This is a genomic window from Longispora fulva (assembly GCF_015751905.1).
GTDB classification, from domain to species: Bacteria; Actinomycetota; Actinomycetes; order Mycobacteriales; family Micromonosporaceae; genus Longispora; species Longispora fulva.
Genome location: NZ_JADOUF010000001.1, coordinates 6,949,710 through 6,975,950, shown reverse-complemented (window position 1 = coordinate 6,975,950; position 26,241 = coordinate 6,949,710). Strand labels below are relative to the sequence as shown.

24 protein-coding genes and 2 pseudogenes are annotated in these 26,241 nt (G+C 70.8%); 8 read left to right on the top strand and 18 right to left on the bottom strand.

The window, feature by feature from the left end:
* Positions 1-5: 5 nt before the first annotated feature.
* Complete coding sequence (locus tag IW245_RS32130; RefSeq protein ID WP_197006867.1) at positions 6-419, bottom strand: roadblock/LC7 domain-containing protein; 414 nt, start codon at positions 417-419, stop codon at positions 6-8.
* On the bottom strand, positions 416-4,684 hold the full coding sequence (locus IW245_RS32125) for a sensor histidine kinase (protein ID WP_197006866.1): 4,269 nt from the start codon (positions 4,682-4,684) through the stop codon (positions 416-418). Before IW245_RS32125 ends, IW245_RS32130 begins: the two co-directional genes overlap by 4 nt.
* A 305-nt stretch (positions 4,685-4,989) precedes the next feature.
* On the opposite strand from IW245_RS32125, the gene IW245_RS32120 reads away from it, so the two are divergent.
* From IW245_RS32120 to IW245_RS32095, 6 genes are all read left to right on the top strand, one after another.
* Complete coding sequence (locus IW245_RS32120) at positions 4,990-5,859, top strand: branched-chain amino acid ABC transporter permease (RefSeq protein WP_197006865.1); 870 nt, start codon at positions 4,990-4,992, stop codon at positions 5,857-5,859.
* Entirely contained in the window at positions 5,856-6,830 is a 975-nt protein-coding gene (locus tag IW245_RS32115; RefSeq protein ID WP_197006864.1) for a branched-chain amino acid ABC transporter permease, read from the top strand. The genes IW245_RS32120 and IW245_RS32115 overlap by 4 nt, the downstream gene beginning before the upstream one ends.
* Complete coding sequence (locus IW245_RS32110; RefSeq protein WP_197006863.1) at positions 6,827-7,594, top strand: ABC transporter ATP-binding protein; 768 nt, start codon at positions 6,827-6,829, stop codon at positions 7,592-7,594. The genes IW245_RS32115 and IW245_RS32110 overlap by 4 nt, the downstream gene beginning before the upstream one ends.
* Positions 7,591-8,304 (top strand): ABC transporter ATP-binding protein, encoded by a 714-nt coding sequence (locus tag IW245_RS32105; protein WP_197006862.1) that lies wholly within the window; start codon positions 7,591-7,593, stop codon positions 8,302-8,304. The genes IW245_RS32110 and IW245_RS32105 overlap by 4 nt, the downstream gene beginning before the upstream one ends.
* A 91-nt stretch (positions 8,305-8,395) precedes the next feature.
* Positions 8,396-9,559 carry an ABC transporter substrate-binding protein gene (locus IW245_RS32100; protein WP_233472748.1) on the top strand — a complete coding sequence of 388 codons (1,164 nt, stop codon included), beginning with the start codon at positions 8,396-8,398 and terminating at the stop codon, positions 9,557-9,559.
* Between the two features lie 154 nt (positions 9,560-9,713).
* Positions 9,714-10,928 carry a ricin-type beta-trefoil lectin domain protein gene (locus IW245_RS32095; RefSeq protein ID WP_197006861.1) on the top strand — a complete coding sequence of 405 codons (1,215 nt, stop codon included), beginning with the start codon at positions 9,714-9,716 and terminating at the stop codon, positions 10,926-10,928.
* Positions 10,929-10,977: 49 nt separating this feature from the next.
* On the opposite strand, the gene IW245_RS32090 is transcribed toward IW245_RS32095, so the two are convergent.
* Positions 10,978-11,481, bottom strand: coding sequence for a flavoprotein (locus IW245_RS32090; protein ID WP_197006860.1), 504 nt, complete (start codon positions 11,479-11,481; stop codon positions 10,978-10,980).
* A gap of 71 nt (positions 11,482-11,552) precedes the next feature.
* Complete coding sequence (locus tag IW245_RS32085; protein WP_197006859.1) at positions 11,553-12,947, bottom strand: aldehyde dehydrogenase (NADP(+)); 1,395 nt, start codon at positions 12,945-12,947, stop codon at positions 11,553-11,555.
* An 89-nt stretch (positions 12,948-13,036) separates the two neighbouring features.
* Between IW245_RS32085 and pepN the strand changes: the two genes are divergently transcribed.
* Positions 13,037-15,580 (top strand): aminopeptidase N, encoded by a 2,544-nt coding sequence (pepN, locus tag IW245_RS32080; protein ID WP_197006858.1) that lies wholly within the window; start codon positions 13,037-13,039, stop codon positions 15,578-15,580.
* A gap of 127 nt (positions 15,581-15,707) precedes the next feature.
* Here the strand turns inward: pepN and IW245_RS32075 are convergent, their stop codons facing one another.
* From IW245_RS32075 to glnII, 8 genes and pseudogenes are all read right to left on the bottom strand, one after another.
* Positions 15,708-16,775: an adenosine deaminase gene (locus tag IW245_RS32075; RefSeq protein WP_197006857.1), complete on the bottom strand. Its 1,068-nt coding sequence runs from the start codon at positions 16,773-16,775 to the stop codon at positions 15,708-15,710.
* A 104-nt stretch (positions 16,776-16,879) separates the two neighbouring features.
* Positions 16,880-17,080 (bottom strand): hypothetical protein, encoded by a 201-nt coding sequence (locus IW245_RS32070; protein WP_197006856.1) that lies wholly within the window; start codon positions 17,078-17,080, stop codon positions 16,880-16,882.
* Complete coding sequence (locus IW245_RS32065; protein ID WP_197006855.1) at positions 17,074-17,256, bottom strand: hypothetical protein; 183 nt, start codon at positions 17,254-17,256, stop codon at positions 17,074-17,076. Before IW245_RS32065 ends, IW245_RS32070 begins: the two co-directional genes overlap by 7 nt.
* A 191-nt stretch (positions 17,257-17,447) precedes the next feature.
* The gene (locus IW245_RS41140; protein ID WP_231400519.1) at positions 17,448-17,924 is read right to left on the bottom strand and encodes a DUF5753 domain-containing protein; all 477 of its coding nucleotides are present in this window, start codon (positions 17,922-17,924) and stop codon (positions 17,448-17,450) included.
* A 244-nt stretch (positions 17,925-18,168) separates the two neighbouring features.
* A pseudogene (locus IW245_RS41135) lies at positions 18,169-18,303 on the bottom strand (helix-turn-helix domain-containing protein); the annotation flags it as partial.
* Positions 18,304-18,316: 13 nt separating this feature from the next.
* The gene (locus tag IW245_RS32055; RefSeq protein WP_233472751.1) at positions 18,317-18,829 is read right to left on the bottom strand and encodes a DUF6879 family protein; all 513 of its coding nucleotides are present in this window, start codon (positions 18,827-18,829) and stop codon (positions 18,317-18,319) included.
* Positions 18,819-19,034 (bottom strand): hypothetical protein, encoded by a 216-nt coding sequence (locus IW245_RS32050; RefSeq protein WP_197006854.1) that lies wholly within the window; start codon positions 19,032-19,034, stop codon positions 18,819-18,821. Before IW245_RS32050 ends, IW245_RS32055 begins: the two co-directional genes overlap by 11 nt.
* 102 nt (positions 19,035-19,136) lie before the next feature.
* A complete protein-coding gene (gene glnII / locus IW245_RS32045; RefSeq protein WP_197006853.1) occupies positions 19,137-20,150 on the bottom strand; it encodes a glutamine synthetase in 1,014 nt (337 codons plus the stop codon).
* 232 nt (positions 20,151-20,382) lie between these two features.
* On the opposite strand from glnII, the gene IW245_RS32040 reads away from it, so the two are divergent.
* Entirely contained in the window at positions 20,383-21,201 is an 819-nt protein-coding gene (locus tag IW245_RS32040; protein ID WP_197006852.1) for a putative RNA methyltransferase, read from the top strand.
* Here the strand turns inward: IW245_RS32040 and IW245_RS32035 are convergent.
* The 6 genes and pseudogenes from IW245_RS32035 to IW245_RS32010 form a co-directional block, all read right to left on the bottom strand.
* The gene (locus IW245_RS32035) at positions 21,149-22,282 is read right to left on the bottom strand and encodes a low temperature requirement protein A (RefSeq protein WP_233472753.1); all 1,134 of its coding nucleotides are present in this window, start codon (positions 22,280-22,282) and stop codon (positions 21,149-21,151) included. The two genes, IW245_RS32040 and IW245_RS32035, sit on opposite strands and share 53 nt — an antisense overlap.
* A gap of 39 nt (positions 22,283-22,321) precedes the next feature.
* On the bottom strand, positions 22,322-22,909 hold the full coding sequence (locus tag IW245_RS32030) for a DUF4272 domain-containing protein (protein WP_197006851.1): 588 nt from the start codon (positions 22,907-22,909) through the stop codon (positions 22,322-22,324).
* A 5-nt stretch (positions 22,910-22,914) separates the two neighbouring features.
* Positions 22,915-23,265, bottom strand: a complete 351-nt coding sequence (locus tag IW245_RS32025; RefSeq protein WP_197006850.1) for a cupin domain-containing protein — start codon at positions 23,263-23,265, stop codon at positions 22,915-22,917.
* Positions 23,258-24,526 carry a thymidine phosphorylase gene (locus tag IW245_RS32020; protein WP_197008783.1) on the bottom strand — a complete coding sequence of 423 codons (1,269 nt, stop codon included), beginning with the start codon at positions 24,524-24,526 and terminating at the stop codon, positions 23,258-23,260. The genes IW245_RS32025 and IW245_RS32020 overlap by 8 nt, the downstream gene beginning before the upstream one ends.
* Before the next feature lie 124 nt (positions 24,527-24,650).
* Positions 24,651-25,031 (bottom strand): annotated as a pseudogene (locus IW245_RS32015) (cytidine deaminase); the annotation flags it as partial.
* Positions 25,018-26,241: an ABC transporter permease gene (locus IW245_RS32010; protein WP_197006848.1), complete on the bottom strand. Its 1,224-nt coding sequence runs from the start codon at positions 26,239-26,241 to the stop codon at positions 25,018-25,020. The gene IW245_RS32010 and the pseudogene IW245_RS32015, both read right to left, overlap by 14 nt.

Here is a 26,241-nt window from a genome sequence, read left to right as displayed (position 1 = left end):
GGACATCAGTTCAGTGCTGACGCGGTCGGGCGCGGCGGAGGCGTGAGAGCCTCGCCGACCCGGTCCACGAGCAGCGCCATCTCGTACCCGACCTGACCGACGTCGCAGGAACGCGCCGCGAGGACCGCGAACGACGAACCGTCCGAGATCGACATCAGGAACAGGAACCCGTTATCCATCTCTACCACCGTCTGCAGAACGGCTCCGCCCTCGAAGCAGCGGGCCGCTCCCTGGGTCAGACTGACCAGACCCGAGGCGATCGCCGCGAGCTGGTCGGCGCGGTCCCGGGGCAGGTCCCGCGAGGCCGCGAGGAGCAGCCCGTCCGCGGACACCGCCACAGCGTGTGCCACGCCGGGCACCCGGTCGGCGAAGCTCGCGAGGAGCCAACTGAGATCCTGGATTCCCATCTGGGATGTCATGCCTTCTGCTCCTTGCTTGGGCCGTTCTGGGTGTGCTGAGGGGTAGTCGTCTTCTGCTGGCCGGGCTCGTCGCCGGGCGCGGGCGCGTCGCCCTCGCCGCCGGGACGCTGCCGCCCGCGCTGCACGCCGCGGTGGTACGCGGAGAGCAGGCCCCGGACCGCCTCGGGGTTCCGCTTGTCCGTGACGTTGCTCCCGGCGGCCACGCCACCGGGCACGAGCTGCGCCATCGGGACCCGGCGCGGGAGCCCTGTACCCGTCGTGCCGCCCGTCGCCGGCGCGGACGCTGCCGACGCTGCCTGCCAGCCACGGTCGGCGGCGGTCTGCCACCGCTCGTCGGCGGACGGCGGCGGGGCGGGGCTGACCCGGCGCGGAGCCGGGGTCGGGACCGGGGCCGAGGTCTCCACAGGCGTGCTGATCCGGGTCGGCGGTGGGGTGTGCTCCGCAACCACGGGCGCCTCCTGTACTGATAGCGGTGCGACCACCGTAGCCGGATCCGGCCCCGAGGTCACCGCCTCAGCATCGGACGGAGTCGATTCGGCCCCCGGAGTGTCAGCCCCGAACGACCACGGTTCGGGCTCGCTGTGCAGCTCAGGCACGTCATGGCCGGTGGTGAACCAGGCCGACTCCATCTCCCGGAAGATCAGGAGTTCCTCGGCGTCGTCCTCGACCGGCAGGGCGGCGCTGAGCGCGTCAGCCGGGGTGGCCGGAGTGGCCGGGGCGGCCTGGGGCTGAGCGGCCGGGTCGGATCCCGCAGTCGGCGTGGCGGCAGCCGGCGCACCGGTGTCCGTGACGCCCTGGGCTCCGGCGGTCGTGGGCTCGGAGGCCTTCAGCGGCTCGGTGTCGGCCGGGGCGGAACTCGCGGCGGCCTGGGTCGACGTCTCGGCGGCCGGCGTCGATCCCTGCTGCGCGGAAGCGCCGGCCGGAGTCTGGGCCGGGAAGGAACCAGTCTGCCCCTGGGCCGGGAACGATCCGGACTGGCTCTGACCCGGGGCCGAACCGGACTGGGCCTGACCCGGGGCCGTACCGGGCTGGGCCTGGGTCGGGAAGGAACCGGACTGGCTCTGACCCGGGGAGAATCCGGCGACAACCGGCCCACCCGGAGAATCAGTCGATCCGGGCTGGCCCGAAGCGGCCGGACCCGAGCCGGTCTGAGCGGCCCCATTCTGGGCGGCCCCCGACTGAGCCTGGCCGGCCTGAGCCGCACCCGACTGGGCCGAGCCGGACGAAACCTGGCCGGGCTGAGCCTGCTCGGCGGCCCTGGCGGCCGTACCCGTCGAAGCTCCCGGAACGTCCGTCGGAGCCGGCACGGTCGGGAACGCCCCCGAGTGCCGTCCCGGCCGCACGACCGGCATCGCACCGGTCGCCTGGTCGGGAGCCGGCACTACCGGGTGGCCGCCGGTGCGCGGGCCGGGCGCGGCCACGGTCGGCAGCATCCCGGTCACCGCGGAATCGGTGCTCCCGGAGACCTGCCGCGGCGGATCGGCCGGGACGTCGCCCTGGGCGGGCTTGGGCTCGAAGCCGGAGAACGTCGGCGGGGCCTCCGCCGGGTCCACGGTCGGCATCTCGAAGGTGACGTCGGGCCGGTTCTGCCCGGGCGGGGCGGACGGCGCGTACGGCGAGACGGTCGGGGGCACCGGCGGCGCGACGAGCCCGAGCAGCCCGGTCGGCTGGTCGGCGGGCGGCGGCACCTCCGGCGAGGACGGCAGCTGGCGCGGGATCCCCTTGGCGACCGGCTCGTCCTCGACGATCTCCGCCTCGACGATGTCGTCGGACGGCACGCCGGGCCGGGAGGCCGGCACGAGCGCGCCGACGGCCGGGCTCACGGTGGGCAGCGCGGTGGTCGGGGACTGCACGGCGGGGAACTCCCCCGACGCGTCCACGGTCGCGCCGGGTCGGCGGACCGGGAGCCGGCCGGTGGTCTGGTCGATCTCACCGGCCGGTGCCGGTACCGGGGCGGCCGCCGGGCGGTCCTCGATGGCCGGGCCGGCGCCGGTCAGGTCGTGCCAGGCCGGGACGGGACGCGCGGCCCCGCCCTGCGGCGGACCCGACGGCGGCGGGGTGGTCGCGAAGCCGCCGGTGTCGCGCCCGGGCAGCTCGGTGCGCCCGCCGGCGAGGGCCGCGGCGATGGTCGCGCCGTTGACCGGGGTGCCGTTGGCTCCGGGCGTGGGCGCGGGGGCCGCGTTGGTGGCGAACATGGACCCGGTGTTGGCCCGGGCCGGCGCGCTGTCCAGGGCGAGCGGCGCGGCGGTCGGGGGCAGCGCCGACTGGGTGTTGCGGGTGTTCCCGCGCCCGCCGGCGAGCACCTCCGCGGGCAGCAGGACCTGGGCGATGATGCCCCGCTCCCTGGCCGGCTGGAGCTCGACCCGGACGGCGTGCCGGTTGCCCAGCCGGGCGACCACGACGAGGCCCATCATCCGGGACACGGCGACGTCGACCATGGGCGGGTTGGCCAGCCGGTCGTTGAGGGACGCGAGCTGCTCGGCGGAGATGCCGATGCCCCGGTCCTCGACCTGGAGGATGGCCCGCTCCCCGACCCGCCGGGCGTCCACGACGACGGCGGTGTCCGGCGGCGAGAACGCCGTGGCGTTGTCGAACAGCTCGGCGACGAGGTGCACGAGGTCGTTGACGGCGTGCGGCGCGATCTCGATGTCGCGCTCGATGACGCCGAACTCGATCCGGGTGTAGTGCTCGACCTCGGACTGGGCGGCGCGGAGCACGTCGCCCAGCGGGGCCGGGTCGCGCTGGATACGCGTGGAGTCGGCGCCGGCGAGGACGAGCAGGTTCTCGTCGTTCCGGCGCATTCGGGTGGCCAGGTGGTCGAGCTGGAAGAGCGCTGCCAGCCGGTCCGGGTCCTCCTCGCCCTTCTCCAGGCGGTCGAGGTGGCCGATCAGCCGGTCGACCAGGATCTGGGACCGGCGGGCCAGGTTGACGAACATCGTGGAGACGTTCGCGCGGAGCACGGCCTGCTCGGCGGCGATGCGGACGGCCTCGCGGTGGACCACGTTGAAGGCCTGGGCGACCTGGCCGAACTCGTCGCGGCCGCGCACAGGCAGCGGGTCGTCGAGCTGGGCGGCGATCGTCTCCGGGTTGGCCTCGCCGGCGACCTCGGGGTCCCGGAGTCGGGCGACGGCCTTGGGCAGGCCCTCGTACGCCACGCCGATCGCGGCCTCACGGAGTTGGCGCAGCGAGCGGACCATGGACCGGGCGACGACGAGGGTGAGCACGACGGCGAGCAGCAGGGTCGCGAGGACCAGGGCCGACTCGGTGATCACCTGGCGGCGCACGGTGTTGAGGGCGTCGGTGGCGCTGGCGGCGGCGAGGTCGTCGAGTTGGGACTCGGCGGCGCGCATCTGTTCGAGCTTGCCGACCGTGGCGCGGACCCAGTCACCAGGGGCGACGGGGCGGTCACTGACGGACATCGCCTCGTTGATCTGCGATTCCATCCGCTCGACGTCCTGCACAGCGGGGCCCCGGACCAGGGTCTCGACGACCATGCGTTGGCTGGGGGTCGCGGCGTTGTAGAACTCGCGGAGCGCCTCCTGCTGGCCGGCGGTCGCGATCTGGTACGCCCGGAACTGGGCCGGCGAGGCCTTCGTCCCGAAACCGAGGACGACCGTCTGCTCCTGGGCCGCGTACTCCTTCGCGCGGGAGAACGCCGCCGAAGCGCGGACCTCGTCGGTCACGCCCGGGTCGTCGCTCGTCTGCCACACCGTGTCGCGGAAGCCGAGGAGGTTGTCGATCAGCACGTCGTACCGGAAGACGGCCGCGCCGAGGGAGATCCGGTCGATGCTCTTGCCGGCGGTCTCCTTCGGAGGCGGGGCCACCTCCTGCCGCAGGTCCTTGAGGCGGCCGAGGCTGTCGTCGATCGGCTTGAGCTTGCCGTCGACGGCCGCGCCGACGCCGGTGAGGGAGTTGCGCACGTTCTTGTAGTCGTTCACGGCGACGTCGGTGCCGTTGTGCTGGGCGACGTAGGAGGGCACGTCGCTGAGACCCGCGAGCAGGTTCACGGCGGCGGTGCGCTCGCTCTGCAGGTGGTGGACGAGATCGGACGCGTTGCCGCTCAGCCGGGCGAGCGAGTTGACGTTGTCAGCGACACCCTCGCGCTGACTCGCGTCGACGAGGCTGATCGCCGAAAGGGTGATGATCGCCGTGATCGGGACGGCGAGGATCAACCCGAGCTTGGAACGCACCCGAAAGTCGCGAAGCCGGGGAAAACGGCCACGACGGGGCGCGGAGACCGTCGCCTTGGTGGTCGGCGTGCTCACAACAGACGTCCTCCCGACGCGGTGCTCGACGTACTCGACTCTTCTTCACGTCTTCACGATTGTCGAGCCCCCGAGATTCCATCACGGTCTGTGGCAAAGAGAAAGGGGCCCTCGGTCCACTTTGCCGGCCTGTGCGTCTATTCCCCATCATCATTGGCCCGATCGATCGCACAACGTGTCCGTTTGCCGACAGTCAGTGAGTGGAGAACAGGCGAGGATGGCGCTATTTGGGCGTTCCCTTGACTGGCGGGGAGGTGTGCCGACAGGATGGCCGAGGTTTGGTGATCTTTCTCCCGGTGGGACAAATGGCACAATTTCTTAATTACGCCCTTATTGGACTCGCGACCGGAACCACCTACGCGATGGTAGGACTCGGTATCGCGCTCGTCTACCAGGTCACCGGGGTCATCAATTTCGCGCAGGGCGATTTCGTGATGCTCGGCGGGGTGCTGTTCGCGGTTCTCACCGAACACATGGGCACCGTCGAGGCCGCGTTGATCGCCCTCGGGGTCACCACCGCCGTCGGCGCGCTGATCAACCTGCTGGTCATCGCCCCGGCGCGCAAGGCGACCCACGACCGGCTGATCATCCTCACCATCGGCGCGTCGATCACGGTGCAGGGCGCGGCGCTGCTGGCGTTCGGGCCCGACCCGCACGTGACGGCCCGGTTCAGCTCGAACCGGACGGTGTCGGTGTTCGGGGCGCTGCTCGACTCGCAGTACCTCTGGTGTGCCGGGACCACCGCCGTCGCCGTCCTGTCGATGTGGCTGTTCCTGACCCGCACGACGATGGGCACCGCGATGCGGGCCACATCGATGGACCGGGAGACCGTCCAGCTGATGGGCGTCTCGCCCAGGCGGATGGCGCTGCTCGCGTTCGTGCTGGCCGCGGCGCTCGGCGCGCTGGGCGGGATCGTGCTGACCCCGTTGCAGCAGTTCGACGCGATGGTCGGGGTGCCGCTCGGGCTCAAGGGCTTCGCCGCGGCGGTGCTCGGCGGGCTGAGCTCGCCGTCCGGCGCCGTGGCCGGCGGGCTGCTGTTCGGGCTGGCCGAGGCGATGATCGCCGGGTACATCGGGAGCACGTACAAGGACACGATCGGGTTCGGGTTGCTGCTGGCCGTCCTCCTGTTCCGGCCGACCGGCCTGCTGCGCCGCGCGACGGTGGTGAAGGTATGAGGAACCGGATTCTGGGATTCGCGGCTTTCGCCGGGATTCTGCTGGCCGTGCCCGCCGTGTTCACCCGGGTGCCGTTCTACACGATGAGCGCCGCGATCTTCATCGCGCTGTTCGGGCTGGCCGCGCTCGGGCTCGTGCCGCTCACCGGCCGGGCCGGGCAGGTGTCGATGGGCCAGGCGGCGTTCTACGGGATCGGGGCGTACACCTCGGCGCTGCTGACCACGAAGTACCACATGGGCGTGTTGTTCTCGGTCCTGGCCGGCGTCGCCCTCGGCGCGCTGGTCGCGTGGCTCGTCGGCCTGTTCATCTTCCGCACCCAGGGCCACTACCTGGCGCTGGCCACCCTGGCGTTCGGCCTCGCGCTCGGCTTCCTGCTCAACCAGCTGGAGGTCACCGGGGGGAACGGCGGGATCAACAGTCTGCCGCCGATGCGCCCGTTCGGGCTGGACCTCTCCGACAACGTCACCATGTGGTACTTCATCGCCGGCATCCTCTTCCTCGCGGTCCTGGCCGTCGACGCGCTGCTGCGCTCCGACATCGGCCGGGCCCTGACGGCGCTGGGCGACAGCCCGATCGCCACGGCCGCGAGCGGGATCTCGATCTCCGCGCTGCGCCGGTGGGCGTTCACCCTGGCCGGGGGCCTGGCCGGGCTGGCGGGGGCGCTGCACGCGCACTGGCAGCTCGCCGTCGACCCGGGCATGCTGCACATCCTCAACTCCGTGTACCTGCTGATCTTCGCGACGGTCGGCGGACTGCGCACGGTGTGGGGCCCGCTGCTGGGCGCGTTCGCGGTCACCACCCTCTCGGAGATGTCGAAGCTGTACATCCCCCTGGTGCTGCCCAACGCGCGCGGCAGCTACGAGATCGTGGTCTACGGCCTCGCCCTGATCGTGGTGCTCGTGTTCCTGCCCAACGGCATCGCCGGCGGGTTGACCTCCCTGTGGCGACGGCTGAGGACGGCGCGGACATGACGACGGCGACACTGGAACTCGACGCCCTGACCGTGCGGTTCGGCGGGGTCACGGCCGTCGACGGGGTGACTCTGCGGCACGACTCCGGCGGGGTGGTCGGGCTGATCGGCCCGAACGGCGCCGGCAAGACGACGCTCCTCAACGTACTTTCCGGCGTTGGTCGACCAACGTCTGGAACCCTTCGCCTCAACGGACAAAGCATTGGCAGGTACCCGGCGGACAAGGTGGCCCGGCTCGGCGTGTCCCGCACCTTCCAGAACCTGCAGCTCTTCGGCTCGCTGACCGTGGCCGAGAACGTGCTGGTCCCCCAGCTCGTCGGGCACTGGGGTGTGGCCGTCGCCGGGCTGGTCGGGTTGCCGGCCGGCCGGCGGGCCCGGCGCGCCCAGGCGGACTTCGCCGCCGAGCTGCTGGAGCGGGTGGGCCTGTCCGGGTACGCCGACACCAACGCCGCGAGCCTCCCCTACGGCCTGCAGCGCCGGGTGGAGATCGCCAGGGCCCTGGCCGCCCGGCCCCAGCTCCTGCTGCTCGACGAGCCGCTCGCCGGCCTGTCGCGCTCCGAGAGTTCCGACCTGACCGAGCTGTGCGCCAAGCTGGCCGCCGACGGGGTGACCGTGATCCTGGTCGAGCACGACGTGGCGAGCGTGATGAGCGTCAGCCACCGGGTGCTGGTGCTCGACCGGGGCGCGCTGCTCGCCGACGGCACGCCGACGGCTGTCGCGGCCGACCCGCTGGTCCGGGCCGCCTACCTGGGAGAAGAAGAGTGACGGTCCTCGAGGTACAGGGCCTGGTCGCCGGCTACGACCGGATCGAGGCGCTGCACGGGGTCGACCTGACCGTGGCCAGGGGCGAGGCGGTCACGCTGATCGGCTCCAACGGCGCGGGCAAGACGACGCTGCTCAAGAGTGTCGCCGGCCTGATCCGGCCGTGGCGGGGCACCGTGACCTGGGAGGGCAGGGACGTCACGTCCCGAGCCGCCGAGCGGCGGTCCCGCGACGGGCTCGTGCTGGTCCCCGAGGGCCGCCGGGTGTTCGCCGGGCTGAGTGTCGCCGACAACCTCAGACTCGGCGGGTACCACCGCAGCCGGGCCGAGCGCGCCGAGACCAGCGCCGAGGTGTACGACCTGTTCCCGAAGCTGTCCGAGCGCCGCCACCAGCAGGCCGGCACCCTGTCCGGCGGCGAGCAGCAGCTGCTGGCGATCGGGCGGGCGCTGATGGCCCGGCCCAGCGTCGTGCTCCTCGACGAGCCGTCCCTGGGTCTGGCTCCCAAGGCTGTCGCCGAGGTCACGGAAGTCCTGTGTGAACTGGTCCGCCGTGGTTCCACGCTTGTCCTGGTCGAACAGAACGCCCACGCGGCGTTCAAGGTCGCTCAGCGGGGCTACCTGCTGGATCGCGGCAGGGTCGTCCTGTCAGGACCGGTGGATGAACTGCGGACGGACGCCCGGGTCCGCGCGGCGTACCTGGGCGAAACGGTGTGAACTCTGAGTGACGTGGTCTTGACCCCACTCGAATAACGCCCATAGCATCCCGAGCGAACCTGACTTGGGGAGATAACGGAGAGGACCACCCGTGAGGAAACCCCGCATTCTCGTCGCACTGCTGTCCTTGGCGGTCGTTGCCGGCATGGCCGGTTGCGCCGCGGAGGACAAGAAGGCGCCGGCGGGCGAGATCAAGATCGGCGCGAGCCTGGAGTTGTCGGGCGCGACCGCCTCGATCGGCACCACGTACGAGAAGGCACTGAAGCTCAAGGTTGACCAGATCAACAAGGCCGGCGGGGTGAACGGCAGGAAGATCAACCTGGTCATCCGCGACAACCGCACGGACCCGGCCGAGGGCCTGAAGAACGTCAACTACTTCATCGACAACGAGAAGGTCGCGGCGATCATCGGCGGTGGGTGCAGCAACTGCATCATCCCCGCGAAGCCCGTGGCCGCGGCGAAGAAGGTGCCCATCATCGCGTTGGGCGCCGCCAGCGGTATCACCAACCCCATCGCTGAGAGCAAGTTCGTCTTCAAGATCTCGCCGAACCCGGTCGAGGACGCGACCGTGATCGTCAACGAGTTGCAGCGCAAGGGCGTCACGAAGATCGGCCTGATCAGCGTCAAGAACGTCTACGGCCAGGACGGCAAGAAGAACGTCACCGAGCTGGCCCAGGCCAAGGGCATCCAGGTCGTCGCGGCTGAGGAGTTCAACCAGGACGACAAGGACATGACCGTCCAGGTCAGCAAGATCGTCGAGAAGAAGCCGGACGCGATCGTCACGTGGGCCGTCATGCCCGCCGCCGGCCTGATCGCCCAGGCGCTGAGCACCGCCAAGTTCTCCGGCGGCGTGTACCTCGACGCCGGTGCCGGTGCCGAGCTGTTCGTGAAGGGCGCGCAGGACGCGGCGGAGAACACCTTCATGGTGTTCCCGGGCATCCTCGCGATCAACGACGCCGTCGCGACGACCCCGCAGGTCACCGCCCAGAAGGCGTGGTTCAAGGACTACTCGACGGCGTACGGCAACTACTCCGGCTTCGCCTCGTTCGGCGCGGACGCCGTCTCGATGATCGCCGCCGCCGTCACGAAGACGGGCAGCACGGACCCGGAGAAGCTGCGCGACGCGTTCGAGACGATCCAGCTCGACGGCATGACCGGCCCGATCAAGATGACGGCGGAGAACCACTCGGGTCTCCAGGCCGACGCCCTGAAGATCGTGGTCGTGAAGAACGGCGAGTGGCGCCTGGCCTCCTAGGCGCGGCTCCACGGAAGGCCCCCTCTGCGGAGGGGGCCTTTTTCGTGCCGTCATCGATCACACCCCTTGCCGAGAGAGCGCTCTCGGGATAGACATACCGACACCGATCTTCTCCATCCCCTCAGGAGGAAGCGTGTTCAGAAAAATGCGTCTGATGTGTACCGCCGGCGTGCTGCTCGCCGCCGTGTTGGCCGCGCCGGCCACCGGCAACGCCGGCACCCTGGCCTCGGCTTCCCCCACGCGACCGGCCGCGCCCGTCACCGGCGCTCCCCTCGCAGCCTCCTGGGGCGACGAGTTCGACCGGCCGGCCGGCACCGCGCCGGACACCTCGAAGTGGCGGTACGACCTCGGCGGCGGCGGCTGGGGCAACCACGAGCTGCAGACCTACACGAACAGCACCGCCAACGCCGCGCACGACGGCCAGGGCCACCTGGTGATCACGGCCCGGAAGGAGGCCAACGGCGGGTACACGTCCGCGCGGCTGCTCACGGCCGGCACGTTCAGCCAGACCTACGGCAGCTTCGAGGCCAGCATCAGGATCCCGCGCGGGCAGGGGATCTGGCCGGCGTTCTGGATGCTCGGCCAGGGCGCGCAGTGGCCCGACAACGGCGAGATCGACATCATGGAGAACATCGGCCGGGAGCCCTCCACCGTGTACGGCACCATGCACGGCCCCGGCTACTCCGGCGCCGGCGGCAAGGGCGGCTCGAGGACCCTGCCGAACGGCGAGAAGCTAGCCGACACCTTCCACCGCTACGGCGTGGACTGGAGCCCGAACCTGATCGTGTGGAAGCTCGACGGCCAGGAGTACTTCCGCACCACCCCGGCGGCGATCCCCGGGAAGACGTGGGTGTTCGACCACCCCTTCTACCTACTGCTCAACGTCGCGGTCGGCGGGGACTGGCCGGGCTACCCGGACGGCAGCTCGACGTACCCCCAACAGATGGTGATCGACTACGTCCGGGTCCAGACGTCCGGCAGCACGGGTTCCCGCCTGATCGGCTACGGCGGCAAGTGCCTGGACATCCCGGGAGGGTCCCCGTCCGACGGCGAGCTGCTGCAGTTGTGGGGCTGCCACGACGGCGCGAACCAGAAGTGGTCGTTCGAGGCCGACGGGACCGTGCGGTCGATGGGGGTGTGCATGGACGCCGCCGGGGCGGGGACGGCCAACGGCACGCCGATCCAGATCACGGGGTGCAACGGGAACGCCGCGCAGGGTTTCACGTTGAACGGGGCCGGGCAGTTGGTGAATCCGGTGTCGGGGCGGTGCGTGGACGTGAAGGACTGGAACTCCGCGGCGGGGGCGCTGTTGCAGCTGTGGGACTGCAACCCGAACGGGCAGGACAACCAGCGCTGGCGACGGGGCTGACGCGAGGGGCTTGTATGCGAGGCTCCAGCCCCGGACCTGGCCGAGGGCGCTACGGGCGGGGTGCCGCGGCCAGGGCCTCGCGCCACGGGAACGGCGCGCCGACGCCCTCGCCGTGCGGATGCTCGGCCACGATGACCGTCACCCCCTCGGCGCGCAGACCGGCGACGGCGTCGCGGAACGGCAGCCGGCCGGCGAGCACCGTGCTCAGGAACGGCACCACCACCGTGGGCACCCCGAGCCCGACGCATTCGGCGAGCACCCCGAGCGCGTAGTTGTCGGTGATCCCCGCGGCCAGCTTGTTGACCGTGTTGAAGGTGGCCGGGGCGACGATCGCGACATCGGGGATCACTGTCGTCTTCGGCTCACCCGGGTCCCGGTAGGCGTGCCGGACCGGTTCCTTCGTCAGCTCCTCGATCGCCGGCACGTCGAGGAAGCGCAGCGCGCTGGGCGTGGCCAGCACCCGACAGGTCCACCCGTCGTTCTGGGCGGCCCTGACCAGCTCGCCGACACCCCCGGCGGGCGAGGCGGCGCACACGACAACCAAAAGCTCCACCGCCGGACTGTAACCCGCCCGACCCCACCGGCCCCGAAACCCCGGAGGGCCGGGGCCGGAAGGTGGAAGGGTCAGGAGACCCGGCGGGGGATGTCCAGCGGGTTGGACTCCTGGAGCGCCGGCGGGAGGAGAGCGTCGGGGACGTTCTGGAAGGCCACCGGGCGGAGGAACCGGCGCACGGCCGTCTCGCCCACCGACGTGTACAGGGACGTCGTCGCCGCCGGCCACGGGCCCCCGTGCTGCATCGCCGCGGTCACCGCGACCCCGGTCGGCCAGCCGTTGACGATCACCCGGCCGGCGATGCCGGCCAGCAGCGGCAGCAGCGCCGGGGCCAGCTCGTCGGACCCGCCCAGGTGCGCGGTGGCCGTCAGGCTGCCGGGCAGGTCGCGGACCGTGGCGAAGAGCTCCTCCGGAGACTGGTACTCCACGACCAGCGCCGCCGGGCCGAAGCACTCGTCGAGCAGCTCCCCCCGCAGGTCCCCGGCCGCGACGGCGAACAGGGCCGGGGCGGGACCGGCGAGGCTCCGCACGCCGGGGGCCGACGCGAACCGGGTGAGGCCCTGCTCGTACCCCTTCTGAATGTTCTCGGTGAGGAGCTGCCCGGTGGTGGCGGCGGCGGCCGCGGCCCCCAGTGCCTCGTCCAGTCCGTGGCCCGCGGGGAGGAACAGCAGGCCGGGCTTGGTGCAGAACTGGCCGGATCCCATCGTGAAGGAGCCGACGAAGCCGGTGACGATCTCGTCGCGCCGGTCGGCGAGCGCGGCCGGGGTGACGATCGCCGGGTTGAGCGCGCCGAGTTCGCCGTAGAACGGGATCGGGGTCTCCCGGGCGTTGACCAGGTCGAGGAGGGCCTGGCCGCCGGCGAGGGAGCCGGTGAAGCCGACGGCGGTGATCGCCGGGTGACCGACGAGGGCCTGGCCGGCCGTGAAGCCCTCGACCAGCGCGAACACCCCGTCGGGAAGCACCTCGGCGAGGATCGCCGCGACCAGCTGTGACGTCTCCGGGTGTCCCGGGTGGGCCTTGACGACGACCGGGCAGCCGGCGGCGAGCGCCGAGGCGGTGTCGCCGCCGGCGACGGAGAACGCGAGCGGGAAGTTGCTGGCCGCGAACACGGCGACCGGGCCGAGCGGGACGAGCATCCGGCGCAGGTCGGGGCGCGGCGCGGGCTTGGCTGCCGGGTCGGCGTGGTCGATGATCACTTCGAGGAAGGTGCCGGCCTCGACGGCGGCGGCGAACAGTTCGAGCTGCACGCAGGTGCGCTCCAGCTCGCCGGTCAGCCGGGGCAGGCCCAGGTGGCTCTCCGCGTCGGCGGCCGCGATGATCGCCACCCCGTTTTCGCGGAGTTTCGCCGCGATTGTCCGCAACAGCTCCGCCCGCTCGGCGAGCGGGAGCGCCGCGAACCCGGCTGCCGCGCCAGCCGCCGCCGTGCAGACCCGGTCGAGCTCGGCCGGTGTAGTGTCGTGCGCCACAATCACTCCTCTAAACCGAACAATCTTTCTATTAGACCGAACGATAACCGGTATCCCGCTGATATGAAGCAGCGGCTACCGTCTTGTTCATGCCAGGACTCAACCTCTCCCGCGACGAGGCGGGCGTTCGGGGCGACCTGCTCCGCGTCGACGCCTACGACGTGCAGCTCGACCTGACCCAGGGCCCGGAGATCTTCACCTCCACCACGGTGATCACCTTCTCCGCCCGCGAGCCCGGCGCGTCGACCTTCGCGGACCTCGAGGCGCCCCGGGTGCACGAGATCATCCTCAATGGCCGGTCCCTGGACGTGGCCACCCACTTCGTCGACAGCCGTGTCCTGCTCCCCGACCTGGCGGCCAGCAACGAGCTGCGGGTCGTCGCCGACTGCGCGTACTCGAACACGGGCCAGGGCCTGCACCGCACGGTCGACCCGGTCGACGGCAACGCCTACGTCTACACACACTTCGAGGTCCCCGACGCGCGCCGGGTGTTCACCACCTTCGAGCAGCCGGACCTCAAGGGCACGTTCACGTTCACGGTCACCGCGCCCGCCGACTGGGAGGTGTTCTCGAACTCCCCCACCCCGGAGCCAGTCGACGGCGTGTGGTCGTTCGCGCCGACGCCGCGGATCTCCACGTACATCACGGCCGTGGTGGCCGGGAAGTACCACGTGGTGCGCGACAGCCACACCCTCGCCTCCGGCCAGGTCGTCCCTCTCGCGGTCGCGTGCCGGGCCTCGATGGGCCAGTACCTCGACGCCGACGAGGTCATCGAGGTCACCAAGCAGGGCTTCGACTACTTCACCCGGATGTTCGACCAGCCGTACCCGTTCGAGAAGTACGACCAGATCTTCGTGCCCGAGTACAACATCGGGGCGATGGAGAACGTCGGCTGCGTGACCCTGAACGAGAACTACGTGTTCCGTTCCAAGGTCACCGACACCCGCCGCCAGCAGCGCGCCGAGACCGTCCTGCACGAGCTCGCGCACATGTGGTTCGGCGACCTGGTGACGATGCGCTGGTGGGACGACCTGTGGCTCAAGGAGTCCTTCGCCACCTACGTCTCCGTGCGGGCCCTCACCGAGGTCACCCGCTGGCCGGGCGCGTGGACGACCTTCGCCAACGACGACAAGTCCTGGGCCCTGATCCAGGACCAGCTCCCGTCGACGCACCCGATCGTCGCCGACATCCGCGACCTGATGGACCTGCTGACCAACTTCGACGGCATCACGTACGCGAAGGGCGCCGCCGTCCTCAAGCAGCTCGCCGCCTGGGTGGGCAGCGACCAGTTCTTCGCCGGCATCCGGCACTACTTCGCCCGGCACGCCTGGGGCAACACCACCCTGACGGACCTGCTGGAGGCGCTGGAGAAGACGTCCGGCCGGGATCTGTCCACCTGGTCGGCCGAGTGGCTGCAGACCTCCGGCCCGAACACGCTGCGGCCCCGGTTCACGGTGTCCCCGGACGGGCTCTTCGACACCTTCGTCATCGAGCAGGAGGCGGCCGAGGAGTACCCGACGCTGCGGTCGCACCGGATCGCCATCGGCCTGTACGAGCGCGGCCCGCTCGGCCTCAGCCGCACCCACCGGATCGAGCTGGACGTCACCGGCCCGGTCACCGAGGTGCCGGACCTGGTCGGCCAGCCCCAGCCCGACCTGGTGCTGCTCAACGACGACGACCTGACCTACGCGAAGATCCGGTTCGACGAGCGCTCCCTGGACACCCTGATCACGGGGATCGGCGAGTTCGCCGAGTCCCTGCCGCGCGCCCTGTGCTGGACGGCGACCTGGGACATGGTCCGCAGCGGCGAGCTGGCCGCCCGCGACTACATCCGGCTCGTCCTCAACGGGATCGGCCGGGAGACCGACATCGGCGTGGTCGAGCAGCTGCTCCGGTCCCTGGTCACCTCCCTGGAGCGGTACGTGACCACCGACGCCCCGGCCGGCATCGTCGCCGACGCGGCCTACGAGCACATGACGGCCGCCCAGCCCGGCAGCGACCACCAGCTCGCCTGGGCCCGGCTCTACGCCCGGGTCGCCGAGCGCGACACGGACCTCGACCACGTGGCCGCTGTGCTCGACGGCTCGGCGGTCGTCCCCGGACTGGCGATCGACACCGACCTGCGCTGGGCACTGCTGTCCACGCTCGCCCGCGCCGGGCGGGTCGGCCGGGCCGAGATCGAGGCCGAGCTGGTGTCGGACGGCACGACGGCGGGCCTGCAGTACGCGGCCGGCGCGCTCGCGGCCCTGCCCGACCCCGAGACCAAGGCCGAGGCGTGGGCCTCCGTGATCGACCGGTCGGACCTGCCGAACGGGACCCAGGAGGCCGTCGTCGGCACCCGGGGCTCCAGCGGCGGCGGGTTCATGCAGGCCGGGCAGCGCGACCTGCTCAGCGGCTACGTCGACCGGTACTTCGAGGCGCTGCCGGCCGTGTGGGCCGACCGGGCCGCGGAGATCTCCCGGACGCTCGTCAACGGGCTGTACCCGCGGCTGTGGATCGAACAGTCGACCATCGACAAGACGGACGCGTTCCTCACCGAGCACGACCCGGCGCCGGCTCTGCGCCGGATCCTGATCGAGGGGCGCGACGACGTGGTGCGGGCGCTGCGGGCTCGGGCCCGGGACGCGGCCTGAGGCGTGGCTTTCGACGCGGCCTGATGCGGGGCTTTCGGGGTGGCGCCGCCAGGCGCCGCCCCGAAAGCGACCACCGGCCAGCCGAGCCCAACCGCCCCGGCCAGCCGGAGATCCCCGTGCGCCAGGGTCAGCCGGAGATCAGCTTGGCGTACGCCGGCTTGATGACCTCGTTGATCAGGACCAGCCGCTCGTCGAACGGGATGAACGAACTCTTCATCGCGTTGACCGTGAACCACTGCAGGTCGGCCCAGCCGTAGCCGAACGCGTCGACCAGCAGGCTCATCTCGCGGGACATGCTCGTACCACTCATCAACCGGTTGTCGGTGTTGACCGTGACCCGGAAGCGCAGGTCGTGCAGCATCCCGATCGGGTGGTCCTTGATCGTGTCGGCGATGCCCGTCTGCAGGTTCGACGACGGGCACAGCTCCAACGGGATGCGCTTGTCCCGGACGTAGGACGCGAGCCGGCCGAGCCGCCCCTCGGCGATGTCGTCGACGATCCGCACCCCGTGCCCGAGCCGGTCGGCCCCGCACCACTGGATCGCCTCCCAGATGCTCGGCAGCCCGAACGCCTCGCCGGCGTGGATGGTGAAGTGCGCGTTCTCCCGCTGGAGGTACTCGAACGCGTCCAGGTGCCGGGTGGGCGGGAAGCCGGCCTCGGCCCCGGCGATGTCGAACCCGACGACCCCCGAGTCGCGGTACTGCACGGCCAGCTCGGCGATCTCCATCGACCGCGCGGCGTGCCGCATCGCCGTCAGCAGGGTGCCGACCCGGATCTGTTTCCCTGCGGCAGCCGCGTTGGCGGTGCCCTCCCGGAAGCCCTCCAACACGGCCTCGACGACCTCGTTCAGGGACAGGCCCTGGGAAACGTGCTGTTCGGGGGCGTAGCGGACCTCCGCGTACACGACGCCGTCGTCGGCCAGGTCCTCCGCGCACTCGCGCGCGACCCGGCGCAGCGAGTCGGCGGTCTGCATGACGGCCACAGTGTGGTCGAAGGTCTCCAGGTAGCGGACCAGGGACCCGGAGTTCGCCGCGTCGACGAACCAACGACCGAGCTCGGCGGGCTCGGCCGCCGGAAGCTGGTGCCCGATGGCTCCGGCCAGCTCGATGATCGTCGCGGGACGCAGGCCGCCATCGAGGTGGTCGTGGAGCAGTGCCTTGGGAGCGGAGCGAATGTCCTCATACGTCGGTGCCATGGTCAGACTTTAGTGGCCCGACCCGCCCGGCACCGGCGATAGCGAGACAACTCACCCAAGATCAAGATCATCGGACGGTTACGGTGGGGCCCGACCCGACAGCGTCAGCGGGACCCGTCACCATCGTGATGCGTGCCGGTCACACCCACCCGGCGCTTCGTGTGGAACAGCCCGGGGAAGCTCGCGCACGGCACCGGCCGGACCCGCGCCTTGGCCAGCGGGGTGAAGTTCTCCACCTCCCGCGCGGTGAACCTGCCCAGCGACAGCTCACCGGTCAGGCAGCGCGGGTCGGTACACCTCAGCACGGCAGGAGTCCCGCCCGGTCCAGGTAGCGGACCGCCTCGATCCTGGCGTAACACGGACAGCGGACCGCCACCCCGTCGAGCAGGCACGCCGCGCAGTGTCCGTCGTCGTCCTCCTGGTGGATCCGCAGGACCGCGTGCGCCTCGTCAGCGTCAGTGATCTGTGGGGTCGTGGGCATGGCTCCGCCTTTCGTGGTGACCGTGGGATGCGGGCCACCTCAGCCGGTGCCTGTGCGTTTGTCGACCAGTTCGGCGCAGGGGCTGTCGGCGGGAAGTACCGGCCTACCCAACCGGATGGGGTGGCCCGCACAGAAAACGGTAGAGAAGAACGGTCCGCACACGCTATGCGCGTGCACGGATGTGCACGCGACTAACCGAGGCTGTCGAGCGCGGAGGCGATCAGCGCCCGCGCATCGGCCCCGTATACAGCCTGGTCGGACAGCATTCCGAAGGTCTGGGCATAAAGCGAAATCTCGCGCGGCTGTGTGATTGTCAGGAAGGCCGAAACCAGCTCCACGCCGACCTGCGCCTCGTCGTAGATCCAGAAGCTCTCAACCGGCCGCAATGCTGTGCGATCGACAGCATGCGGGATGACTCCGAGGCTCACGCCCGGCAGCGTCGCCAGGGATCGGAGGTGCCGAAGCTGGTCGCCCATCGTCTCGGACCCACCGATGCGATAGCGCAATACGCTCTCCTCGACCACCAGCGCGAATGTGCGCACACCTTCGCGCACGATCCGCTGCCGGTCCATCCGGACCTGAACAGCAGCTGCCACGTCGTCCGGGAGGGATCGCCAGTCTCGGACCGAGGACAACAGAGCTGTCGTGTAGGCGCGGGTCTGGAACAGCCCGGGAACGAGCCACGAAGAATAGGACCGGAAGCGCCGCGTGCGCTTCCATGAGCGGCTGGAGCGCCGCGTTGAGCTGCTTCAGCCCGGTGCGCTCCAGCCTTCGCCACTCGACATACATACCCTCGACGCTGTGTGCTGTCGCGATCAGGTCCGCAGTCTGGCCCTCCGCCGCGCAATGCAGCGTCCACACGCGGATGTCCTCGTCGGAAGGCGGGGTCCGACCGTGCTCCAGTCTGGAGCACTTGGACTCGTGCCAGCCGGCGCGCTCGGCCAACGCTCGCGCTGTGAGGCCCGAATCCTGCCGGATCTTGCGCAGGCGCAGGCCCAGAGCGCGCCGGGCTTCACGAACGCTGGAGGACGACGTCACGTAGCCCATTCTGACGACGCCACTAGCTTGGCTGGTAGTCCTCGTGCGGGACCGCCAACTCCCAGACCGCCTCGAACGCGGAGCGGCACAGCACGATCACCGCAGGATCGGTCACGATCTCCTTTTCCGTCGCGTCACCGTTCCCCGCGAAGTGGTTGATCAACAAGGTCTCCCCGTCGAACAGCCAGAAGTCATTGCCGGGCAACGCGAGGCCTGTCGCCTGGCGGCGCGGCAACCATCGAACCCGCTCCCCCGCCTTGGCGTTGTGCCCGCCGGTCAGCTCGTATTCGAATCGGACGTAGGAACTGATCGGCTCCGACACGACCCGGGCACGACGGATCTCGACGCCACGCGCGACCGATTCCTTGACGAGGGAGAACCACCAGTTGCCCTCGTCGGACTCAAAGGTGTGGTCACCCCGCAGCCAGGCGGCGTATTCGTCGTCGAGCATGTAACCGTCCCGCATCTCCAGGTGCACCGCCGACCGTCGTGCCGCGCGGAACAGATCCTCGAAGAGCGTCTTGTTACTCGCCACCCGTCACCTCTGGAAAGAACCGCATCATGCGCTTCGGAAACTCGATCACGGTCTCGTGGTCGGGGAGGCTAAGCTGCGCCAGCCGGCCCGGATCCGTCACCTTCCAGGATTGGAACAGGTAGGTGTCGCGTTCCTCGTCGTAGTAGAGGGTCGGTGAGTCGCCGTCCTGGCTTTCCGGGTCCTTGCCGAGCAATCTGAGTGCCATGGTTGCCTCCTCGGTGGGAAGACGGTGGACCTGACCGAGCTTGCATCAGGCCCACCGAAGATCGCCACCTACGTGCGCGAACTTGCACGCACCCCGGAGGGGTCAGGCCTGGCCGGCCTTCTCCAGCGCCGAGCAGCACGTGTTCACGACCAGCCGCGTGACGACGTACGGGTCACAGTTGGCGTTCGGCCGCCGGTCCTCGATGTAGCCCTTCTGCTCCACCTCGACCTGCCACGGGATCCGCACCGAGGCGCCCCGGTCGGACGCCCCGTAGCTGAACACGTTCCACGGCGCGGTCTCGTGCTGCCCGGTGAGCCGGCCCTCGATGCCCGCGCCGTAGTTGTGGACGTGCTCGAGGACGTTCTCGCCCAGCGCCTCGCAGGCGGTGATGATCGGCTCGTACCCCTCGCGCATGGCCCTGGTCGAGAAGTTCGTGTGCGCGCCCGCGCCGTTCCAGTCGCCCCGGACCGGCTTCGGGTCCAGGGTCGCGGCGACGCCGAAGTCTTCCGCGGTGCGGTACAGCAGCCAGCGGGCGATCCACAGGTGGTCGGATGCCGTGACCGCGTCGACGGGGCCGATCTGGAACTCCCACTGGCCGGGCATGACCTCGGCGTTGATGCCGCAGATCGCCAGTCCCGCCGCGAGACAGTGGTCGAGGTGCTTCTCGACGATGGCCCGGCCGAAGATCTCATCGGAGCCGACGCCGCAGTAGTAGCCGCCCTGCGGGGCGGGGAAGCCGCCGACCGGGAAGCCGAGCGGCCGGTTGTCCGCGAAGAACGTGTACTCCTGCTCGATGCCGAAGATCGGCTCCTGGTCGGCGAACTGGTCGGCGACCGGCGTGAGCAGCGCCCGGGTGTTCGTCGGGTGCGGGGCCATGGCGGTGTCGAGCACCTCGCACAGCACCAGCACGTTGTCGCCGCCCCGGATCGGGTCCTGGCAGGTGAACACCGGCTTGAGCACGCAGTCCGACGCGTTGCCCAGCGCCTGGTTGGTGCTGGAACCGTCGAAGCCCCACAGCGGCAGCTCCGCGCCGTCGGCCAGCACCCGGGTCTTCGAGCGGAGCTTGGCGGTCGGCGCGGTGCCGTCGATCCAGATGTACTCGGCCTTGAAACTCATCTGCGGCGTCCTCATCCTCTGCGGGGCTGTTACCCCACAGAGGCTCCCGAGGAACAGTTTCTCGACAGTTTCTCCATTGTTAAATCCGTGCGTCGGCGCGCCGATCAGGGCACGATCCGGACAACCCGCCGGTGTCGTCCGTCACGCCGCACGGCGGGAGGTCCGCCCGCCGGGGAGGCGCGGATCGCCACCTACGTGCGCGAACGTGCACCCCGCCGGGGATGATGAGCCCATGCTGCTCAGTGCGTTGTGTTGTCCCGTGTGCGGGGAAGCTTTTCTGCGGGAGACCCGGGTCGCGGAGCGGGCCGGGGGGGTGACGTGCGAGAACGGGCATTCGTTCGACCGGGCGCGGCAGGGGTACGTGAACCTGCTGGCGGGGAAGGACCCCGGTACCGGGGACTCCGCCGAGATGATCGCGCACCGGGTGGCGTTCCTCGGGGCGGGGCACTACGAGCCGGTCGCCGATCTGCTGCCGGCCGACCCGGGTGGCGTGATCGTCGAGGTGGGCGCCGGCACGGGCTACTACCTGGGCCGGGTCCTCGACCGGTCACCCCGCGCGGAGGGCCTGGCCCTGGACCTGTCGAGGTACGCGGCCCGCAGAGCCGCCCGGGCACACGAGCGGGCCATGGCCGCGGTGGCGGACTGCTGGGCGCGGCTGCCGCTCGCGGACGACAGCGTGGATCTGGTGCTGGACGTGTTCGCGCCCCGCAATGTCGCCGAGTTCCGCCGGGTGTTGCGGCCGGGGGGTCGGCTGGCGGTGGTGACGCCGCTGCCGGAGCACCTGGGCGAGATCCGGGAGCCGTTGGGCATGCTGGCCGTCGATCCGTCGAAGGCCGAGCGCGTCTCCTCCGTAACCGACAAGGATTTTGAGCTTGTGGGGGAGACGGAGCTGCGCCGGACGATGGACCTGGACCACCCGGCGATCGCGCACCTGGTCGGCATGGGGCCGAGCGCGCATCACACGGACGCGGCGGGCGTGGCGGCGCTGCCCGAGCGGGTCAGTGTCTCCATTGCCGTGCGGTGCGCCCTGTACGCAGCACTTCCTCGGTGACGAAGACGGCCACGAACACCGCGATCAGCGCCACGAGTTGGACCAGCGGGTTGAGCTGGACGCCGAGCGGGACCGTGGCCATGGCGACCACGCCGCCGAGCGCCCGCCACCCGACCGCGCCGATCTTGAGCACGTGCCGGAAGTAGGCCTCGCCGATCAGGAACAGGGCGACGCCCCCGGCGAGGACGACGGCCGCCCGGAATCCCGAGTGCGCGGTGGCGTGGCCCATCGCCTTCTTCACTCCGGCGGCCATCGCGATGACGCCCAGCAGCATGGGCACGTAGGCGTAGCCGAACGCGTGCAGCGCCGATCGCGAGCGCCGGCCCGGGTCCGCGATCGCGGCCAGCGCCTCGGCCGCGTGTTCGTCGTCGCGGGCGAAGTAGCACCACCACAGGTGGTACGCCAGGGTCAGGCCGAGCGCGGCGGCGGCGACGAGTTGCCAGGTCACCGGCAGCCCGAACGCCCCGACGCCGATCGCGACGACCGACTCGCCCAGCGCGATGATCAGGACGAGGCCGTGCCGTTCCACGAAGTGTCCGGCCTGGACGTTGTAGTGGCCGGTCGAGTGCAGGTACGGCGTGATGGCCTGGAGCGCGAACGCCGCGACCCACAACCACGGCAGGTGCAGCCAGCCGCCGACCAGGACCAGGCCGGCGGTGAACAGGTTCTCCGGAGCCAGCCAGCGCATGAACTTCCATGCACCGGGCTGGCTGGTCAGGAACAGTCCGGAGTGGACGGCGTTGACGACGAAGTAGCCGAGCCCGAACGCGAGCCCGGTGCTCCCGTAGGCCTCCGGGATGGCCAGCGCCACGACCAGGAACCCGGTCATGCCGGTCAGGAGCAGGACCCGGCGGACGGTGTTGACCATCCGGACGCTGTTCGTGAGCCACACGTAGCCGCTGTACATCCACCAGATGATGCCCAGCATGATCACGATCCGGCCGAAGCCCAGCGGGGTCGGGTCCCCGGCCAGTTTCGTCGTCAGCTGGGTGATCGTGAAGACGAACACCAGGTCGAAGAAGAGTTCGAGCGTGGAGGCCCGGTCGGCGGGCAGCGCCAGGCTGTGCGGCGAGGACGTCACGTGATCAGTATGCGGCCGACCCCACCACGGCACCGGGTACTAGTCGAACGTGACCGCCCATTCCAGCGCCGCGAGCCGGCTGCTCACCAGCGCCGGATCCAGCCCGCGCGTGGTCGCCTCGTGGCACGACCAGTCCAGGCAGGTGTACAGGTCCAGCAGCGCCGCCGCCTCCTCCGGCTCGCGCACGGCGGTCAGGGTCCGCGACCGCCAGTCGGCGTAGCGTTCCCCGCCGCGCAGGTCCGGCAGCCCCCGGCCGTCCGCGCGGGCCAGCGGGTCCAGGTCGTCGCGCAGGCCGAGCACCCAGCACAACGCCGTGGCGGACTCGGCCCCGGCGGCGTGCTCCCGGCTGTCCCCGTCGCCGTGCACGATGAACCGCCACTCGGCCGGGTGCACGAACCGGAGGATGTGCGCGTCGAGCAGCCAGTCCATGGCCCGTTCGGCGGGCATGCCCAGCGTCCGGGCGTGCGCGATGTGCAGGACGGCCACCCTGGCCTCCAGCTCCGGCACCGGGCGCACCCTGATCAGCGCGCCCGGCCGGTAGCTGAGCGGGAGTCGGCGGCCCGGGGCCGGGGCCCCGAGCCGACGCAGTTCGTCAATGGATGCGGACCGAAGGGCGGCCGGGTCCACGGGGGCTACTCGTCCCGGTGTGCCGTGTCCGGGCTGAACGCCGGCAGGCAGATCGCGAGGTACTCCGCGCCCTCGGGAGCCGTGTACCGGACCTTCTCGCCGCCCCTGGTGACCACGGCCTGCCCGGCCGCCACGGCGAGCACCCCGTCGGCGTGCTCCACGTGCACCGCGCCCTTGAGCACGACCGTGATCTCGTCGAACTCCGGCGTCTGGGCCGGCTCGTCCCAGCCGGCCGGCGCGATCATGTGCGCCACGGAGACGGCCTCGTGACCGGTGTTGACCCGGCCGACGTACTCGTCGATGACCTTGCCGCCCGGTACCGGAATGCGGGTCGGGCTCTTGATCAGCTCAGGCATGGATCTTCTCCAGGATGAGGGACGGGGCCGCGCCCGCCGTGCCGATGGTCCACGCGTTCTTCAGTGCCTCGTGCGCCCCGGCGAGCCTGTTCTCGTCGTCGGCGCGCAGCTCCAGGAGCACGTCGCCGGCCTCGACCCGGTCGCCGGGCTTGCGGTGGATGACGATGCCCGCGCCAGCCGAGACCGGGTCCTCCTTGCGGGCCCGGCCGGCGCCGAGCCGCCACGCGGCGACCCCGACCTGGTAGGCGTCCAGCGTCGCCAGCACCCCCGACTCTCCCGCGAGCACGGTCTCGGTGACCGGGGCCTGGGCCAGCGGCGCGTCCGGGTCGCCGCCCTGGGCGCTGATCATGGCGCGCCAGGCGTCCATGGCCCGGCCGTCGCGGAGCGCCTTCTCGGGGTCGACGTCGATCTTCGCCAGGGCGAGCATCTCCCGCGCCAGGGCCAGGGTCAGCTCGACCACGTCGGCCGGACCGCCGCCGGCGAGAACCTCGAGGGATTCCTCGACCTCCAGCGCGTTGCCGATCTTGAGGCCGAGCGGGACGGACATGTCGGTGAGCAGCGCCACCGTGTCCACGCCGTGCGCCGTGCCCAACTCGACCATCGTGCGGGCCAGCTCCCGGGCCCGGTCCAGGTCCTTCATGAACGCGCCCGAGCCGACCTTCACGTCCAGCACCAGGCCCGACGTGCCCTCCGCGATCTTCTTGCTCATGATCGAGCTGGCGATCAGCGGAATGGCCTCGACGGTGCCGGTGACGTCGCGCAGCGCGTACAGCTTCCGGTCGGCCGGGGCAAGCTCGTCGCCGGCCGCGCAGATCACGGCGCCGGTGTCGCCGAGCTGGCGGAGGAACTCGGCGTTGGAGATCCTCGCCCGCCAGCCCGGGATCGTCTCCAGCTTGTCCAAGGTGCCGCCGGTGTGCCCGAGACCACGGCCGGACAGCTGCGGCACGGCCGCGCCACACGCGGCGACCAGCGGCGTCAACGGCAGCGTGATCTTGTCGCCGACCCCGCCGGTGGAGTGCTTGTCCACGGTCGGACGGGCCACGCTCGACAGGTCCAGCCGCTCGCCCGAGGCGATCATCGCGGCCGTCCACCGGGCGATCTCGCGGGGCGTCATGCCGTTGAGCAGGATCGCCATCGCCAGGGCCGACATCTGCTCGTCGGCGACCACGCCCCGGGTGTAGGCGTCGATCACCCAGTCGATCTGCTCGTCGGAAAGGGGCTGCCGGTCCCGCTTGGTCCGGATCACGTCCACAGCGTTCATCACGGTGAGTAGCCTATCCACGCGTGGGGGCGGCCCTGTGGGGATCACGGGGTTATCGGCACCCGCTTAGCTATGCAATTCCGACAAACTTCTCGCAGCTTCGTCCTAGATGGGCGGAAAATCACAAAGAGAAGGCGTGCGGCAGCAGGTCCCGCATCGCGATCGGTCCGTCCCGGTGGTCGATCAGGCAGTCCGGGCCGCCGTGCTCGAACAGCAGCTGCCGGCACCGGCCGCACGGCATCAGCGCCTCCCCGGCCCCGTCCACGCACGACATCGCCACCAGCCGGCCGCCGCCGGTCGCGTGCAACGCGCCCACCAGGCCGCACTCGGCGCACAGGGTCAGGCCGTAGGACGCGTTCTCCACGTTGCAGCCGGCCACGATCCGGCCGTCGTCGACCAGCGCGGCGGCCCCCACCGGGAACTTCGAGTAGGGGGCGTAGGCCCTGGTCATCACGTCCCGGGCGGCTGTGCGCAGCGCGTCCCAGTCGATCTCAGCCCTTGACATACGGCTTCCCGTCCGCGGCCGGCGCCCGCACCTTGCCGACGAGGCCGGCGACGGCGAGCAGGGTCGCGATGTACGGCGCCATCCGCAGGAAGTCCGCCGGAATGGGGCTCTGGGTGGAACTCAGCACGATCTGCAGCTTGTCGGCGAACCCGAACAGCAGGGCCGCGCCGAGCGCCCCCGTCGGGCTCCACCGGCCGAAGATCAGGGCCGCCAGGGCGATGAAGCCTTTGCCGGCGGTCATGTTCTTGTTGAAGGCCAGGCCGGAGCCCAGGGTCAGGGCCGCGCCGCCCAGACCGGCAACGAGGCCGCCGAGGATCACGTTGCGGTACCGGACCGCCCGCACCTTGATGCCGACCGTGTCCGCGGCCGTCGGGTGCTCGCCGACCGCCCGGGTCCGCAGGCCCCACCGGGTGCGGAACAGGCCGAAGGTGACCACGGCGACCAGGATCAGCGCCAGGTACACGAAGATGTTGTTCCGGAACAGCGCCGGCCCGAGGAACGGGATGTCCGCCAGCAGCGGGATGTTCCAGCTCTCCAGCTTCGGCGGCTGGTTGTAGGTGACCGCCTCGGGCTGCATCAGCCGCTCGTAGATCACGCCGGTGATGCCGAGCGCGAGCACGTTGAGGATGACGCCGAGCACGACCTGGTCCACCAGGTACTTGATCGCGAACACCGCGAGCAGCGCCGCCATCAGCGCGCCGAACCCGGCGGCGGCGATGACCCCTGCCCACACGTTGTGCGTCATGGTCCCGATCAGCGCCCCACCGAACGCGCCGACCAGCAGCTGGCCCTCGATGTTGATGTTCACGACGCCGGACCGCTCGCACAACACGCCGCCGAGCGAGCCGAAGATCAGTGGCAGCGCGGCGATCAGGGTGCCGTTGACCAGGTCGACGGCGTAGATCGTGTGCCCGACCTTGGCCAGCGACACGGCCCACAGCATGAACGCGCCGACGAAGCCGAGCAGTGCGACAGCCGTGGCGGTCGGGAACCACTCCTTCCCGGCGAGCAGCGCGACGCCGGCCGCGACGGCGAGCAGGCCGAGCACGATCACGACGGCCCGGGGGGCGAAGGTCAGCGACGTGCCCTCGGTGAACTTCAGGACGACGTCGTTGGTCGCCGGCTTCACCAGGCCGAAGAAGGCGAACGCGAACAGCCCGAGCACCACGTAGACGGCCCCGGCCTTCCGGGAGCGGCTCCAGAAGCCCAT